This window comes from Halarchaeum acidiphilum MH1-52-1, assembly GCF_000474235.1.
GTDB classification, from domain to species: domain Archaea; phylum Halobacteriota; class Halobacteria; order Halobacteriales; family Halobacteriaceae; genus Halarchaeum; species Halarchaeum acidiphilum.
The window spans coordinates 26,352-40,498 of the sequence record NZ_BATA01000017.1 but is presented as its reverse complement, the minus strand read 5'-3'; the positions used below and the strand labels follow the sequence as shown (position 1 = coordinate 40,498).

The following is a 14,147-nucleotide window of genomic DNA, read 5'->3' as shown; positions in this document are numbered from 1 at the left end:
AACCGCTTCGACATGCTCGACTCCGCCATCCTGCGCCCGGGCCGCTTCGATCGCCTCATCGAGGTGCCCGAGCCGGATCAGGCGGCCCGCGAGCGCATCCTCGACATCCACACGCGCGGGATGAATCTCGCCGAGACCGTCGATTACGAGACGCTCGCTCGCGACACCGAAGGGTTCAGCGGCGCCGAACTCGAATCGCTCAGCACCGAGGCGGGGATGTTCGCCATCCGCGACGATCGCACCGAGGTCACGATGGCCGACTTCGAGGACGCCCTCGCGAAGATCCAGCGCGAGGAAGAGAACGGCACGCCGGGCTACGCCGCGTACGTCCAGTAGCGACTCCGCGCCGAACCGACACCCCTTCACGGCATCGGGGACAAGCGACGCCATGGACACGATCAGCGTCGTCTGGGGGACCGGAACGGCCCCCACGGCGATGTCCGCGTACGACGCGGCGCTCGCGGACGCGAACGTCCACAACTACAACCTCGTCGCGGTCTCGTCGGTGATTCCGGCGGACGCGACGGTCGAGACCGTCGGAACCGCGTCCGACCTCGGGCCGGCCGGCGAGCGCCTGACGGTCGTGGAGGCGCACGCGAACGCCGCGGGACCGCGACACGTCTCCGCCGGTCTCGGCTGGACGCGCGATCCCGACGGTCCCGGACTGTTCTACGAGGTCGCGGACGAGACCGATCCCGCGGACGTCGCCGAGCGCGTCCGCGCCGGACTCGACGCGGGCCGCGATCTGCGCGACTGGGATTTCGCGGACGAGCACGTCGAGACGACGACGGTCGAGGCCGCCCCGGGCGAGTACGCCGCGGCGGTCGTCGTCGCGTGCTACGGCGAGAGCGAGCCGATCCTCTAGGCCGGGGGAAGGCATTTCAACCGCGTAGCCTCTACGTGTGCGTATGAACGGCAACACGCCGTACGCCGGACCGGCCGGGAATCCGACGGAGGACGACGAGGCGGCGTTGACGCCGGAGCAGCGTCGCGCGCTCCGCGACAGCCTCGCGCGGATCGCCGCGGAGACCCGCGAGTACCTGCCCGACGAGTACGTCGTCGGCGCCGAAATCGGTGAGGGCCAACACGGGACGCAGGCGACGGTCGCGGTCCGCCCCCCTGCCGGCAACCCGGTCAGCGCGGGGTTCACTCCGGAGTTCGACGAGGGCGATACCGACCTCGTGCCCGCGGAGGAGCGCGCCGAGGTCGCACAGGGTCTCGCGGCGTCCGCCGCGCTCCAAGTCAAACAGGTGTTCCAGCAGCGCTCGGACGACCCGATCGCGAAGTAATTCAGCTGACGTTTCTCCCACCGTTCCGTTCGATCGGCGGGTCACCGAAGATCGCGTAGCCGAGCGCACAGAGCGCGACGACGCTGCCGATCGTCACGCCCGTTCGGAGACCGAGTCCGGTGACGAGTCCGACGATCCCGCCCGCGAGGAGCGCGAGCGGGATCGCGACGAGCACGAGGTCGTCGCGCGTCGGCATCGGTTCGCTCGCGATGCGTTCGACGCGGGCCGGTTCGTCAGTGGGCCGGTCGTCGCTCGGCATATCGACATCAGGTGATCGTGGGGGCGCCGCGCTCGAAAACGTTGCGGCGGAGCGGTCGGAACTACTTCCCCCAGAAGGGGTCGCGTTTGCGCTGCGTTTCGAGGTACTGGTGGAGCGCTTCGCGTTCGTCCGTCGGGATCTCCTCTAAGAGTTCCTGTTCGAGGACCTTCGCGTGTTTCTCGGGGAGGTCGACCCAGAGTTCGTCGCCCTCGTCGATGCCGCGTCCGACGGTCGGGCCGTCGATGCTGACCGCGACTTCGTTGCCGGCCCGAACTTCGTCGACGTCCTCGCCCTGATCCTGAATGCCCTTCACGACGCCGACGCGTTCGAGTTCGTTGCCCTCGAAGTAGCCGACCGGCGTGTTGCGCTTGAGCGTGCCGGAGAGCACTTCGACGCCGACGACCGCGGGGTCGGACTGGCGGAAGACGTGGTCCGTGAGGATGCGGAAGCGGGCGGGACGCATCACGTTCTCGAAGACGGCCTCCTTCTGTCGCCGCTCGATGTCCTCGACGAACCCCTCGTACTCCTCGACGAGCTGGTAGATGACGTCGCTGCGGAAGACCTGCACGTCGTCCTGCTCGGCGCGATCGTCGGCGTCGCCGAGCGTGTCGACGTTGAAGCCGAGGATGGCGCGGTACTCCTCCTCGTCGACCGTCGTCGCCATCGCGACGTCGCGGGGCGCGATGTCGCCGACCTCGGCGCGCATGATCGGGATCTCGGCCTCCTCCATCGCGTTCGCCATCGCCTCGAGACTCCCGAGGGTGTCGGCCTTCACGACGACGCCCTCCTCGCCGGTGTCGACGGCGACCTCCGCGAGTTCCTCCTGCACGTCGGCGATGACGTCGTCGAGGTCGCGCCCGCGGACGGCCCGGACGGGCGCGCCCGCGATCGCGTCGTCGAGGTCGGGCGCGGCGATCTTCACGCCGGCCGCGGCCGCGATCTCGTCGACCTTCTCGAAGCGGCTCTCGGTGCGGATCTCCGCGAGCGGCCGCGGCTTGAGGAGCGCGCGGACGTCCGTCACGATCGGGCCGTTGACCCCGCCGACGACGATGGTGTCGTCCGCGCGCACCGTGCCGTCGTAGAGGATGACGTCGAGCGTCGTCCCGAAGCCCCGTTCCTCTTTGACTTCGAGGACGGTCCCCGCGCCCGGACCCTGCACGTCGATCGCCATGTCCTCTTTCATGTAGCGCTGGGCGAGACCCATGAGGACGGCGAGCAGGTCCGGGACGCCCTCGCCCGTCATCGCGGAGACGGGGACGACGCCGACGTTCGAGCGGAAGTCCTGCACGCGCCAGTAGAAGTCGGAGGTGAAGCCCGCGTCGGAGAGTTCGCCGATGATCTCGTAGAGTTTCTCGTTGAACTGCTGTTCGACGCGGTCGCTCTGGGCGTCGAGGGTCTGCTGGATCGGTGTGTCCTCGTGGACCTGCCATCCCGGGATGGTGTCGACCTTGTTCGCGGCGACGACGAACGGCGTTTGGGAGTCCGCGAGGATCTTGATCGCTTCCTCGGTTTGGGGCTGGAAGCCGTCGTTCACGTCGACGACGAGGATGGCGATGTCGGCGAGCGCCCCGCCCCGGGAGCGCAGCGTCGTGAACGAGTGGTGGCCCGGCGTGTCGATGAAGAGCAGGCCGGGGAGGTCGAACTCCGAGGGATCGACGAGGCTGCCCGCGACCTCACCGACGACGTCGAGGGGCACCGCGGTCGCGCCGATGTGCTGGGTGATCGCGCCCGCTTCGCCCTCGATGACGGTCGAACCCCGTATCTTGTCCAACAGACTGGTCTTCCCGTGGTCGACGTGACCGAGGACTGCGACGATGGGGGTTCTGAGTCCCCCGTGTTGTGTCTCTTCAGACATTGAAACTCACGCCAGAACGGCTGTTGTCCAAACTCAGACGGTAGCGACAGGTAAACCCCCCGAATCCGTCTCTCCGGGAGTGGCGGGGAGCGCGATCCGGGCGCGTCGACGCGAGCCGACCGTTTAAGTGGGATGCGGAATACAGGACGAGTATGGCCGACATCCTCGCCGAGAACCTCTCCGGGAAGGCAGTCATGGGATCGGACGGCACCGAACTCGGGTTGCTCTACAACATCACGATGGATCTCAAGAGCGGGTCGCTCGCGGACCTGCTCGTCGAGCAGACCGAGGAGACGAACCAGATATCCCTCGACTTCCCGACGGACGACTACGGACGCTATCGCATCCCCGTCGGGCGCGTGGAGGCCGTCAAGGACTACATCGTCGTCGGTCGCTAGTGCACGTCCTCGATTCGTCGGCGTTCATCGACGAGTACGACGTCGAGGGTCCGTCGGCGACGGTCCCGTCCGTCCGCGAGGAACTCAAGGACGCCGCGGGCTACCGCTTCGACGCGATGGAAGGCTCCGGGATGCGCGTCCACGTCCCCGATGAGGCCGCGATCCGACGCGTGCGGGACGCCGCGACGCGCACCGGCGACGCGGACGTCGTCTCCGAGACGGACGTGCGCGTGCTCGCCGCGGCGCTCGAACTCGACGCCGTGCTCGTCACGGACGACTACGCGATGCAGAACGTCGCGGACGCCCTCGATCTCGACACGGACGTCATCGCGAAGGAGGGGATCACGGAGCGCCGCGACTGGAATTTCCAGTGTCAGGGGTGTGGTCGCGAGTTCGACGAGAACCGCGAGCGCTGTCCCGTCTGTGGCTCCGATCTCGCGCGGAAGAACCCGAACTAGGACGCGAGGGCGAACAGCGCGCCGAACTGGATCGCGTCGTACGCGCCGTGGGCGAGCGCGCTCGCGACGACGCTGTCGGTTCGCTCGTAGACGACGCCGAGCACGAGCGAGACGCAGCAGAGCCGCGCGAGCGTGACGGCGAGCGCCGCCGCGTCCGCCCCACCAGTCGCGTACGCGGGCAGGTGGACGAGCGCGAAGACGAGCCCGCCGACGACGACCGCGCCGCGTCGCGAGAAGGCGCGGTAGAGGCGTTTCTGGACGACGTTGCGCATCAACAGCTCTTCGCCCGGCCCGACGAGGAGGAGCGAGACCGGCACGAGCCAGAGACCGAGCCACGGCGTCGCTCGGATCTCCGCGACGCTGCTGTGCATCGCACCGCCGACGCCGAGCGCGCTCGCGAGCGCGCCCGTGACGGCGAGGACGACGAACGTCGCGAGGAGACCGCCCGCGGCCCAGAGCGCGTCCCGCCGGTCGAGGCGGACGCGAAGTAGGTCAGCGGGCGGCGCGTGACGACGACGTAGCCGAGCGCGGTGAACGCGAGGGCGAGCGCGAACCCGGCCTGCGCGACGGCGAGCCGGAGGGCGGTCGGCGGGTCGAACGCGCTCGCGACGGACGTGACGACGAGCTGGACGAGCGTGCCCGCGAGCAGGCCGACGACGGCGACGAACGCGACGACGCCGACCGCCCACGCGCGGCCGACGAGACCGGCGTTCGCGGGAATCCGACTCACTCTCGGGTGACGCGGAGCGTCTCCTTCTCGTCGAGGGCGTCGGCGCCGCGCAGGAGGTCGCGGGCGACCTCCTTCCCCCACTCGACGGCGGGCTGGGTGAACGTCTCGACGTCGTAGAGTTCGCCGGCGAGGACGACCGCGGCCTCCATGCCGTAGAGCAACCCGCCGACGGACGCGGCGTCGACGCGATCGATCGTGACGCGGACGTTCGGAAGGCCGACGTCGGCGAGGCTGGCCTCCGTCGCCTCGAACTCGGCGTCGCGTAGCCCTCCGAGCGTCGAGTCCGCGAGGTAGTCGAGGCCGTCGAGGTCGGCCTCGGGGATCGGGACGTCCGGGCCGTCGCGGGCGCGGACGAACGTGACGAGCTTGTCGTTCGGGCCGGCGCGATAGAGTTGGAGCTGGCTGTGCTGGTCGGTCGCGCCGAGCGCGCGCACCGGCGTCTGGCCGAGACCGTCCTTCCCGAGGCTCTCCGCGTGGAGTTGGGCGTACCACTCCGCGTACGTTTCGAGCGACTCGTGGTAGGGCATCGCGACGTTCGCGTTCGCACCGCGCGCGTCGAGCGCGTACGCGATCGCGCCGTAGGCGTACGCGGGCGTCTCGTAGAGCGAGCCGGCGAGCGACTCGCGCTCGCGCCGCGCGCCCTCGACGACGGTCTCGACGTCGACGCCGAGGATCGCGGCGGGCGCGAGACCGACGGTCGAGAGGGCGGAGAAGCGCCCCGGTACGCCCTCGGGTACGGGGAGCACGGGGAGGTCGTGTTCGTCGGCGAGGTCGCGGAGGTTGCCCGACTCGCCCGTCGTGACGAGGGTGCGCTCGGTCCAATCGACGTCCCGCGCCTCGTAGGCGTCGCGGACGACGAGGAAGTTCGCGAGCGTCTCGGCGGTCGTCCCGGACCGGGAGACGACGTTCACGGCGGTCGATTCGAGGTCGAGATCGTCGAGGAGATCCGACACCTGCGCGGGATCGACGTTGTCGAGGTAGTACGCCTCGCCCTCGGTGTCGAGCGCGTCCGTCAGCGTCGCGGCGCCGAGCGCGCTCCCGCCGATGCCGACGGTGAGCACGGCCTCCGCGCCGTCGAGCGGGGCGACGGCGTCGCGGATCGCGCCGGTATCGACGCGTTCGGGGAGGTTCAGTGCCGCGTAGCCGAACTCGCCGTCGGCCATGCCGCGTTCGATCCGCTCGTGCGCGTCGGCGACGCGCGCGTCCAACCGATCGAGATACGACCGGGGCACCCCGGGCGAGGCGGCCGAAGCGAGCGCGTTGCCGATGTCGACGTCCATACCGTCTCACGCGCCGCCGCGACCAAGAGAGTTGCCAATCGGCGCGTGTGATCCTCTCGCGCGGCGAAACCCGGAAAAGGCCGAACGGAGTAAGACCGGTATGAGCGAGCAGGAGACGTCGAGCACGTTCCTCGTGACGCACGCCGAGGAGGGATCGGCGATGCTCACAGACGTCCACGGCGGGCAGGTCTACACTCTCTCGGATAACCCCGGCGTCGAGGCCGGCGAGGTCGTGGAGGCGACCGTCGCGCCCGATCCGCCGATGGAGGTCACGTACTCCGTCGTCGAGGTCGACGCGCGCTACACGGTCGAGGTGTTCGCGAGCGAGGAAGCGCCCACGAAGCAGGCGCGCGAGATGGCCGAGGGTCTCCCCGAGGGCGACCTCGCGACGGCGGAGCGCGCCGGCGATGGCGAGATTCACGTCCTCGCGGTGCCGGAGTCCGATACCGAGGACGCCGTCGCGGACGTCGTGGACGATCAGGCCACCGTCGAGCGCGCCGCCCGCGTCGGCGCGAGACGCGTCGAGGTCCGTTTCGAACCCGGCCTGATCAACGTCCGCTACCTCCCCTAGCGGGGGGTCGGCGACGGCCTTTTGTTCTGACCTCGCCTAGGCGACGCTGTATGATGGCGACGACGCACGCGCTCGCGGGCCTGCTCGTTGGAGCGGGCGCGAGCGCGCTGACCGGTGACGCGGCGCCGCTCGTGCTCGCGGCCGGCGCGTTCGGCGGGCTGTTCCCCGACTTCGACCTCTACGCCGGCCACCGGAAGACGCTGCACTTCCCGGTGTACGGCGTCATGCTCGCCGTGCTCGGCGCCCTCGCGTACGCCGTGATCGGCACCACGATCGCGCTCGCGGCCGTCGTCTTCCTCCTCGCGGCCGCGTTGCACGCGGCGAGCGACGCGTTAGGGGGTGGTCTCGAACTCCGGCCGTGGGAGGGGACGAGCGAGCGGGCGGTGTACGACCACTTCCACGGCAGGTGGTGGCGCCCGCGGCGGCTGATCCGCTACGACGGCGCGCCCGAGGACGCGCTGGTCGGTCTCGCCCTCGCGGTGCCGGGCTACCTCGCGGCGAGCGGAACGCTCCGGACGCTCGTCGTCGCGGGCGTCGCCGTCTCCGTCGGCTACGCGGCGATTCGAAAGCCGATGGTGGCGCTCGCTGAGCGTCTCGTCGCGGCGACGCCGGACGCGGTCCTCGATCACGTGCCCGAGCGGTTCGTCGGCGACGTCCAGTGATCTTTGGGTAACGAGACCGTCCGACCGACGGCATAAGCGAAGTCTTATCCGAACCGCCGCCGCTACTCGAACGCATATGCCCTCGTTCGACGTTCCGGAGGTGGACTACACCCGGTACTCGAACCGGCAGCTCGCGGGCGTGCCACTCGCCGTGCTCGCCCTCGCGTTGCTGGTGCTCGCCGCGTGGTACGTCCTCAACGGTACGCCGGTCTCGCTCGGTCTCGAGTTCACGGGCGGGACGGAACTCACGTTACACGCTACGTCCGCACAGGCGGCCTCACAGGGCGCGGTCCGGCAGGCGTTCTCGACGCCCGCCTCCTCCGTGCAGGCCATCCCCTCGCGCGCCAGCACGTACGTCGCGACCTTCGGGTCGGGAACGAACGCGACCGCCCTCCAGAATCAGGCGCAGGCCGCGGGCTACGAGGTCGTTTCGACGACCAGCACGTCCGCGACCTTCGGCGCGCAGTCGCAGCGCTTCGCCCTCCTCGGCCTGCTCGGATCCTTCGTCGGAATGGCGATCATCGTCTTCGTCCTCTTCCGGTCGTTCGTCCCGAGCGGCGCCGTCGTCCTCTCCGCGTTCGGTGACATCGTCATCCCGCTCGCGCTCATGAACATCTTCGGCATCAAGCTCTCGCTCGGGACGGTCGCCGCGCTGTTGATGCTCATCGGGTATTCGGTCGACTCCGACATCCTCCTCACGAACCACGTCCTCAGGCGTTCGGGGAGCTTCTACGAGAGCGTCGATCGGGCGATGAAGACCGGTGTGACGATGACCGTCACGTCGCTCGCCGCGATGGCCGTCATGGCCGTCGTCGCGTACGCGTTCGGGATCGAACTGCTGACGAGCATCGGTCTCGTGCTCGTCTTCGGCCTCGCGACAGACCTGATGAACACGTACATGCTCAACCTCAGCCTGCTTCGCTGGTACAAGTACGAGGGGGTGGGTCGATAGATGGCCCCTGACCTCCGCTCGAACTGGCGCGTCATCGTCCTCGCCATCCTCCTCATCGGGAGCCTCGGCGCGCTCCTCGTCCCCGGCGCCGCGCCGGTCGTCGGCGGGTCCGCAACGGGGAACGCATCCACGACCGGCGGCGGCCCGACGAACCTCCAGTACGGTCTCCAGCTCTCCGGCGGGACGCGCGTCCGCGCCCCCGTCGTCGGCGTGACCGCGGAGAACGCCTCCCTGCCGTCGAACGGGTCCCAGCAGGAGACGATCACCCAGTCGATCGCCGCGAACCTCGGCAACGTCTCCTCGAGCGACGTCCGCCTGCGCACGTCGAGTGACGGCGACACCGTCGAGGTGTTCGCGAACGTCACGCACGCGCAGTTCCGCGACGCGCTCGGCGCGGCCGGACTCGACACGAGCGCGCTCACCGTCCGTGACGGCGTCACCGCCGCCACGCGGAGCGACATCGTCGACACGCTCTCCAATAAGGTGAACTCGCTCGGGTTCTCGGGCGCACAGGTCTCCGTGCAGTCCTCGGTCGGCGGGGGCGCCCACTACATCGTCGTCGAGGTGCCGAACGCCGACCTCGCGGAGGTCCGGCAGCTCGTGAGCAGCCGCGGGCAGGTCCGCGTCGTCGCGTCCCATCCGGCGAACGACAGCGCGCAGGTGAACGACACCGTCCTCACGAACGAGGACATCCGGCGCGTCAGCGACGCCCAGATGCAACAGGGTTCGTTCGGCTCGGTGCCGGTCGTCCCGATCACCCTCACGGCGTCCGGCGGGCAGACGTTCTCGAACGCGATGCAGCAGTACGGCTACACCAGCAGCGCCGGCGTCAGCAACTGCCAGTATCCGAACGGAACGCCGGGTGACGAGTACTGCCTCATCACCACCCGCGACAACGAAGTCGTCGGCTCGTACGGCATGGGCCAGAGCCTCGCGGACACGATGAACCGCGGCGACTTCCAGAAGACGAACTCGTTCGTCCTCCAGACGAACTCGATGAGTCAGGCGCGACAGATCGCGGTCGACCTCCGCGCGGGCGCGCTCCCGGCGTCGCTCAACCTCCAGCAGGGTGACGTCTACCACATCGACGCGTCGCTCGCCCAGCGCTTCAAGCCCCTCAGCTTCCTCACGGGACTCATCGCCGCCATCGCGGTCAGCCTCGTCGTCTACGCCCGCTACGGGCGCGTGAAGATCGCCGCGCCGATGCTCGTCACCGCGCTGAGCGAGGTCGTCATCCTCCTCGGATTCAGCGCCGTCTCCGGCCTCTCGCTGAACCTCTCGCACATCGCCGGGTTCATCGCCGTGATCGGGACGGGGGTGGACGACCTCGTCATCATCGCCGACGAGGTGACGACCGAAGCCGTCTCCTCGGATCGGGTGTTCCAGAGCCGCTTCCGCAAGGCCTTCTGGATCATCGGGGGCGCGGCCGCCACCACCATCGTCGCGATGAGCCCGCTCGCCGTCCTCTCGCTCGGCGACCTCCGCGGGTTCGCCATCGTCACCATCCTCGGCGTCCTCGTCGGCGTGCTGCTCACGCGGCCCGCCTACGGTGACATCCTGCGCTACCTGCTCACCGACGAGAACTGAGGCGACCCAACGCTCTTCTCGCTCTCCGCTGTTCTCCGCGGTATGCCCTCCGAGCGCTATGACGAGACGTACCGCGCGAGCCGCGACGTCCTCCGCGACACCGTCCTCGACGTCGCAGCGACGCTGTTCGCGCTCCTCGTCGCGCTCGTCGCGCTCTACGTCGCGATCTACGGGTCGTTGAGCTCCCGCCCGGGCGGCCTCCTCCTCTCCGCCCTCGGCGGCCTCGCGTTCGTCGCGTGCGTCGGCGGCGTCTGTCGCCTCTGGCGCGTCTGGCCGTTCAGCTGAAGTCCGCGAGCGACGCGTTCGTTCCGTCCGCCTCCGTCTCGAAGTCGGGGAGCGCGACGAACTCGAGACCGGCGTCGCGACACGCGCGCTTCACGCGCTCGGACGCCGCGGGCGCGACGAGCATCCCGCGGACGTCGCCGGTGTCGTCGTACAGCGAGACGTACCGCTTCAGCTGGTCGAAGTGCGTCAGCGTCGCCTGCACGCGCTTCACCTCGATCACGACGGGCGTCCCCGACGCGTCGCTCGCGTAGAAGTCCACGTAGCCGTACTTCGTCTCGCGCTCGTGCTCGACGACGCGCAGGCCCTCCTCCAGTTCTTCGGGGTGCGCCTCGATGTAGTCGTGCATCTCCGCCTCCGTGCCCGACTCCTCGTACTCGACCCCGTCCGCGGCGTCGAAGCGCGTCAGGCCGTACGTCTCGTGGACGCGCACTTCGAGGCGCTCGCGGGGGTTCGAGCGCCGCGCGACGATCACTGGCTCTCCCGACGCCGCCGCGACGTCCGCCGTCACGGTGCCCCCCGAGGGCATCCAGTTCACGGGCTTGTGGTTCGCCGGCTTGTGGACGAGGAAGGTGCCGTCGGGTTTCGCGACGAGCAGCCGATCGCCCGGCCCGAGATAGCCGCTCGTCCGGCCGTCGTACTCGACCTCACAGCGCACCTCCGCGGTGACGATCGCGCCCTCGTGGAGCGCCTCGCCGACGACGGCCGCCACCGTCTCCGCGTCCGGCGTTGCGTAGCGTTCGGTTCCCATTCGCCGCGAGAGGACGCGGCCGAGGCGTAAAACCGTTAAAAGTCGCCGAGCGCGGACTGCGCGGCCGCCGCGAGGACGTCGTCGCACGTCTGCCACGAGGCGCGCGCACAGTCCGGGAGCGTTCCGTGCTCGCGGACGTGTTCGCGGAGGAACTCGCGCGTTCGTTCGTCGCTCGGGTAGCCGCTCCCGACGTCGCCGTACTCCGCGGCCAGCCTCCCGACGTGTTCGTCGCGCGCGACCTTCGCGACGATGCTCGCCGCGCCGACGATTTCATGCTGCTCGTCCGCGCCGTGTTCCGAAGCGAGGTCGACGTCGGCGTCGAGGCGCTCGGCCACTCGCCGGCCGAACCGTTCCGCATCGACGTCGCCGCCGTCAACGACGCCCGCGAGGCCGTCGACGGCGACGCACGCGAGCGCCCGCGCGTGCGCCGCGACCGTGAGCGTGTTCATGTCCGTCCCCGGGTCGTCGATCTCCTCGACGCCGATCTCGGCGACGCCGACGTCCGCGACCGCGCGGATCTCGGCGTCCAGCGCCTCGCGGCGCGCGGGCGACAGCCGCTTCGAGTCCCGTATCCCGTCGGGCAGATCGTCGGGATCGCAGGCGACCGCGGCCGCGAACATCGACCCGAGCACCGGTCCCTTCCCCGCCTCGTCGACGCCGAAACGCCGCGTCACTCGTGCTCTACCCCGCCCTCGGGCGCGTCGAGGAAGAAATCGGGGTCCTCGAAGTCCTCGTCCTCGCCCTCGACGGCGAGCACGTCGAGTTCGGTGACGTGACACGACGTACCGAGGAGTCCCGCGAGCGACGGCGTCGTCCGCCCCTCGTCGCTGGAGACGAGTTCCTTGATGTAGAGACCGCCCTCGCCGTAGATCTCGACGACCGCGTGGGTCTCGTCTTCGAGTTCGCCCGAGACCGCGTAGGCCTCGCGGACGCGCGTCTTCGCCGCGCGGCGGTGCGAGACGCGCTCCGGCGTGTCCTGCTCGATCGTCGCGCCGTCGAGTTCGTCGAGCGCCGCCTCGAAAGCGTCCGCCTCGACCGGCCCGTCGAACGCGACGCGCGCGCGATACGTCTTCGACGCGTCGAGTTCCTTCACGCGCTCGACCATGTCGTACGTGGCGAGACGCAGGCCCTCGACCTCGACTTTCCCGTCGCCGTATTCGTTGATCTCGGCTTCGAGCGCGTCGACGTCCGGGAAGCGCTTCTCGGGGTGTTTCACCTCGACGACGAACGGCCGGCCGGTCCCGAGCATCTCCGCGTCGATGTCCTCGCGCCCCGCGCCGTGGAACGAGGAGTCGTCGCCGTCCATCGCGTCCAGTATCGGCGGCGACACCAACTGCTCGACCGACTCTTCGTACATGTACCCCGTGCCGTCGCAGTGGATGCAGGGCTCGCCGCCGCGTCGCCCCGTGCCGTTGCACTCCCGACACGGCCACTCGGTCTGCGGGATCTCCCGCGAGAGCTTCCGGTAGCGGCCGTAGACGAACGCCGGGTTCACCTGCGCGTCCACGGTCTCTGCATCTATCTCGAGGAGGAAGAGGACGTCCGGGCGCTCGAAGTCCACCTCGGTGCCGGTGCGCTCGCCGACGCGCTTGCCGACCTCGCGGTTGAACTCGGACTTGAACGGCTCGCCGCCCTCGTCGAGGTCGGCGCTCTCGCGGAGCAGCGCCTCGTTCTCCTCGACGAGCGGCGGGGCGCGCGTCCCCACCTGATAGGTGGCGAACTCCACGTCATCGAGCGCTGTGACGGCACGCTCGGCCCACTCGTCGAACGTCGCGCACAGGCCCTCGCAGACCCAACAGTCGTCGGGGGCGACGTCCTCGTGTGGCTCGTCGTCGGCCAGTTCGACGCTCACCCGCAGGGCCGCGCCCCGCTCGGCGTTCGTCAGCCCGAAGCTCCGGTCGGCGAACTGCCGACCGAGACAGGCGTCGCAGACCGGGCCGTTCTCGACGACGGCCCGGGCGTCCGCGAGGATGCTCATACCCGGCGTATCGTCGCGCGCCGGGAGGAACCCTTCGGTTTCGCGGGGAAACCGTTACCTCGCCGGCCCGCGACCGTCCGCCCGTGTCCCTCCACGCGCTCGACGACATCGACGACGCGATCTCCGTCACGGCCGCCTTCTGTCGCGGCCTCGCGCCGCGCGACTGGCCGAAACTCGCCCTCATCGCGCTGCTCTCCGGTGGCACCGCCGCCACCTCCCCGCTCACGGGCTCGACCGACGTCGGCGGGCCCGGCGCGGGACCGACGGGCGGCCCGGGAATGGGCCCGATGGGGACGGCTGGCCTCCCGTCGATCGACGCTGCCACGATTATCGCGGCGGTCGCCGGTCTCGTCGTCCTCGCGCTCGTCGCCGGCGCCATCTCGGCGACGTTCCAGTTCGTCTTCGTCGACGCGCTCGTCACCGGCGACGTCGCGATCCGCCGGCCGTTCGCGACGCACTGGCGCGACGGCGTCCGCGTCCTCGCCTTCGAGGTCGCCGTCGGCCTCGTCGTCCTCGCGGCGCTCGCGCTCGCCGTCGGCCCCCTCCTCGTCGGACTACCTGTGGGTGTCCTCTTCTTGCTCCTGTTGCCCGTCGTCGGCCTCCTCGCGCTCCTCGCGTCCGTCGCCGTCGGCTTCACCCGCGCGTTCGTCGTCCCGATCATGTCCCACGCCGACGTCGGGGTCGTCGCCGCGTGGCGTCGCCTCCTCGGCGTCGTCCGCGCGAACCCGAGCGAGTACGGCGTGTTCGTCGTGCTGAACTTCGTCTTCACGCTCGTCGCCGGCGTGATCGTCGGCATCGGGGCGCTCGTCGCCGTGCTCGTCGTCGGCATCCCGTTCGGTCTCCTCTTCGGCTTGCCGTTCGTCCTCGGGGGCGCGAGCGGCGTCCTCGCGTGGACGTGGCTCGTCGTCGGTCTCCTGCTCGGCGGCGTCGCGTTCCTCCTCGCGATCGGTCTCGTCACCGCGCCCGTGCAGGCCGCGCTGCGGTACTACGCCCTCCTCCTGCTCGGCGATACCGCCCCCGCCCTCGATCTGATCCCCGAGCGTCGCGCCGCCGCGCGCGACGACTGACCGGCGGCGTGTCGCGAGTTCAAGCCCG

At 70.0% G+C, this 14,147-nt stretch carries 18 protein-coding genes and 1 pseudogene; 11 read left to right on the top strand and 8 right to left on the bottom strand.

The annotated features are described in order from the left end of the window. The 3 genes and pseudogenes from AOZ13_RS04900 to AOZ13_RS04890 all read left to right on the top strand — a co-directional run. Window positions 1–336 (top strand): annotated as a pseudogene (locus AOZ13_RS04900) (peptidase); the annotation flags it as partial. A 52-nt stretch (window positions 337–388) separates the two neighbouring features. Beyond that, complete coding sequence (locus tag AOZ13_RS04895) at window positions 389–865, top strand: pyruvoyl-dependent arginine decarboxylase (RefSeq protein ID WP_020220898.1); 477 nt, start codon at window positions 389–391, stop codon at window positions 863–865. A gap of 43 nt (window positions 866–908) precedes the next feature. Further along, on the top strand, window positions 909–1,289 hold the full coding sequence (locus AOZ13_RS04890; protein WP_020220897.1) for a DUF5811 family protein: 381 nt from the start codon (window positions 909–911) through the stop codon (window positions 1,287–1,289). 1 nt (window position 1,290) lies between these two features. Here the strand turns inward: AOZ13_RS04890 and AOZ13_RS04885 are convergent, their stop codons facing one another. Both AOZ13_RS04885 and infB read right to left on the bottom strand, forming a co-directional pair. Next, complete coding sequence (locus tag AOZ13_RS04885) at window positions 1,291–1,548, bottom strand: hypothetical protein (protein ID WP_020220896.1); 258 nt, start codon at window positions 1,546–1,548, stop codon at window positions 1,291–1,293. Between the two features lie 61 nt (window positions 1,549–1,609). Then, complete coding sequence (gene infB, locus AOZ13_RS04880; RefSeq protein WP_020220895.1) at window positions 1,610–3,403, bottom strand: translation initiation factor IF-2; 1,794 nt, start codon at window positions 3,401–3,403, stop codon at window positions 1,610–1,612. 152 nt (window positions 3,404–3,555) lie between these two features. Here infB and AOZ13_RS04875 point away from each other — a divergent pair, with 152 nt between their 5' ends. After that, the gene (locus AOZ13_RS04875) at window positions 3,556–3,801 is read left to right on the top strand and encodes a PRC-barrel domain-containing protein (RefSeq protein ID WP_020220894.1); all 246 of its coding nucleotides are present in this window, start codon (window positions 3,556–3,558) and stop codon (window positions 3,799–3,801) included. Next, window positions 3,801–4,259 (top strand): NOB1 family endonuclease, encoded by a 459-nt coding sequence (locus AOZ13_RS04870; protein WP_020220893.1) that lies wholly within the window; start codon window positions 3,801–3,803, stop codon window positions 4,257–4,259. The genes AOZ13_RS04875 and AOZ13_RS04870 overlap by 1 nt, the downstream gene beginning before the upstream one ends. On the opposite strand, the gene AOZ13_RS04865 is transcribed toward AOZ13_RS04870, so the two are convergent. From AOZ13_RS04865 to AOZ13_RS04855, 3 genes are read right to left on the bottom strand one after another with little or no spacing between them, the layout of a single operon-like run. Then, window positions 4,256–4,576, bottom strand: coding sequence for a CPBP family intramembrane glutamic endopeptidase (locus AOZ13_RS04865; protein ID WP_049933846.1), 321 nt, complete (start codon window positions 4,574–4,576; stop codon window positions 4,256–4,258). The two genes, AOZ13_RS04870 and AOZ13_RS04865, sit on opposite strands and share 4 nt — an antisense overlap. Continuing rightward, window positions 4,531–4,989 (bottom strand): hypothetical protein, encoded by a 459-nt coding sequence (locus AOZ13_RS14170; protein ID WP_049933845.1) that lies wholly within the window; start codon window positions 4,987–4,989, stop codon window positions 4,531–4,533. The genes AOZ13_RS04865 and AOZ13_RS14170 overlap by 46 nt, the downstream gene beginning before the upstream one ends. Further along, the gene (locus AOZ13_RS04855; RefSeq protein WP_020220891.1) at window positions 4,986–6,269 is read right to left on the bottom strand and encodes a glucose-6-phosphate isomerase; all 1,284 of its coding nucleotides are present in this window, start codon (window positions 6,267–6,269) and stop codon (window positions 4,986–4,988) included. The genes AOZ13_RS14170 and AOZ13_RS04855 overlap by 4 nt, the downstream gene beginning before the upstream one ends. Window positions 6,270–6,369: 100 nt before the next feature. On the opposite strand from AOZ13_RS04855, the gene AOZ13_RS04850 reads away from it, so the two are divergent. The 5 genes from AOZ13_RS04850 to AOZ13_RS04830 all read left to right on the top strand — a co-directional run bounded on the left by AOZ13_RS04850 (window position 6,370) and on the right by AOZ13_RS04830 (window position 10,326). Further along, window positions 6,370–6,840, top strand: a complete 471-nt coding sequence (locus AOZ13_RS04850; protein WP_020220890.1) for a DUF5812 family protein — start codon at window positions 6,370–6,372, stop codon at window positions 6,838–6,840. Window positions 6,841–6,890: 50 nt separating this feature from the next. Continuing rightward, window positions 6,891–7,502, top strand: a complete 612-nt coding sequence (locus AOZ13_RS04845; protein WP_020220889.1) for a metal-dependent hydrolase — start codon at window positions 6,891–6,893, stop codon at window positions 7,500–7,502. A 76-nt stretch (window positions 7,503–7,578) separates the two neighbouring features. Further along, window positions 7,579–8,454, top strand: coding sequence for a protein translocase subunit SecF (gene secF, locus AOZ13_RS04840; RefSeq protein ID WP_020220888.1), 876 nt, complete (start codon window positions 7,579–7,581; stop codon window positions 8,452–8,454). Continuing rightward, window positions 8,455–10,041 carry a preprotein translocase subunit SecD gene (locus AOZ13_RS04835; RefSeq protein WP_021779972.1) on the top strand — a complete coding sequence of 529 codons (1,587 nt, stop codon included), beginning with the start codon at window positions 8,455–8,457 and terminating at the stop codon, window positions 10,039–10,041. Between the two features lie 42 nt (window positions 10,042–10,083). Then, a complete protein-coding gene (locus AOZ13_RS04830) occupies window positions 10,084–10,326 on the top strand; it encodes a hypothetical protein (protein ID WP_020220886.1) in 243 nt (80 codons plus the stop codon). On the opposite strand, the gene nucS is transcribed toward AOZ13_RS04830, so the two are convergent. The 3 genes from nucS to AOZ13_RS04815 are packed head-to-tail and all read right to left on the bottom strand — an operon-like array spanning window position 10,319 to window position 13,052. Beyond that, window positions 10,319–11,074, bottom strand: coding sequence for an endonuclease NucS (gene nucS, locus AOZ13_RS04825; protein WP_020220885.1), 756 nt, complete (start codon window positions 11,072–11,074; stop codon window positions 10,319–10,321). The genes AOZ13_RS04830 and nucS overlap by 8 nt on opposite strands. 35 nt (window positions 11,075–11,109) lie before the next feature. After that, on the bottom strand, window positions 11,110–11,748 hold the full coding sequence (rnhB, locus tag AOZ13_RS04820; RefSeq protein WP_021779971.1) for a ribonuclease HII: 639 nt from the start codon (window positions 11,746–11,748) through the stop codon (window positions 11,110–11,112). Next, window positions 11,745–13,052, bottom strand: a complete 1,308-nt coding sequence (locus tag AOZ13_RS04815) for a tRNA pseudouridine(54/55) synthase Pus10 (RefSeq protein ID WP_020220883.1) — start codon at window positions 13,050–13,052, stop codon at window positions 11,745–11,747. Before AOZ13_RS04815 ends, rnhB begins: the two co-directional genes overlap by 4 nt. A gap of 83 nt (window positions 13,053–13,135) precedes the next feature. Between AOZ13_RS04815 and AOZ13_RS04810 the strand changes: the two genes are divergently transcribed. Next, window positions 13,136–14,119 (top strand): DUF7544 domain-containing protein, encoded by a 984-nt coding sequence (locus AOZ13_RS04810; protein WP_021779970.1) that lies wholly within the window; start codon window positions 13,136–13,138, stop codon window positions 14,117–14,119. Window positions 14,120–14,147: the final 28 nt, after the last annotated feature.

What these genes read in the sequence shown, in the direction of transcription:
- AOZ13_RS04855 (WP_020220891.1), bottom strand. Translation starts at nt 6,269, where the DNA reads ATGGACGTCGACATCGGCAACGCGCTCGCTTCGGCCGCCTCGCCCGGG.
- AOZ13_RS04895 (WP_020220898.1), top strand. Translation starts at nt 389, where the DNA reads ATGGACACGATCAGCGTCGTCTGGGGGACCGGAACGGCCCCCACGGCG.
- AOZ13_RS04830 (WP_020220886.1), top strand. Translation starts at nt 10,084, where the DNA reads ATGCCCTCCGAGCGCTATGACGAGACGTACCGCGCGAGCCGCGACGTC.
- AOZ13_RS04875 (WP_020220894.1), top strand. Translation starts at nt 3,556, where the DNA reads ATGGCCGACATCCTCGCCGAGAACCTCTCCGGGAAGGCAGTCATGGGA.
- AOZ13_RS04845 (WP_020220889.1), top strand. Translation starts at nt 6,891, where the DNA reads ATGATGGCGACGACGCACGCGCTCGCGGGCCTGCTCGTTGGAGCGGGC.
- AOZ13_RS04885 (WP_020220896.1), bottom strand. Translation starts at nt 1,548, where the DNA reads ATGCCGAGCGACGACCGGCCCACTGACGAACCGGCCCGCGTCGAACGC.
- AOZ13_RS04815 (WP_020220883.1), bottom strand. Translation starts at nt 13,052, where the DNA reads ATGAGCATCCTCGCGGACGCCCGGGCCGTCGTCGAGAACGGCCCGGTC.
- secF (WP_020220888.1), top strand. Translation starts at nt 7,579, where the DNA reads ATGCCCTCGTTCGACGTTCCGGAGGTGGACTACACCCGGTACTCGAAC.
- AOZ13_RS04835 (WP_021779972.1), top strand. Translation starts at nt 8,455, where the DNA reads ATGGCCCCTGACCTCCGCTCGAACTGGCGCGTCATCGTCCTCGCCATC.
- AOZ13_RS04890 (WP_020220897.1), top strand. Translation starts at nt 909, where the DNA reads ATGAACGGCAACACGCCGTACGCCGGACCGGCCGGGAATCCGACGGAG.
- infB (WP_020220895.1), bottom strand. Translation starts at nt 3,403, where the DNA reads ATGTCTGAAGAGACACAACACGGGGGACTCAGAACCCCCATCGTCGCA.
- AOZ13_RS04850 (WP_020220890.1), top strand. Translation starts at nt 6,370, where the DNA reads ATGAGCGAGCAGGAGACGTCGAGCACGTTCCTCGTGACGCACGCCGAG.
- nucS (WP_020220885.1), bottom strand. Translation starts at nt 11,074, where the DNA reads ATGGGAACCGAACGCTACGCAACGCCGGACGCGGAGACGGTGGCGGCC.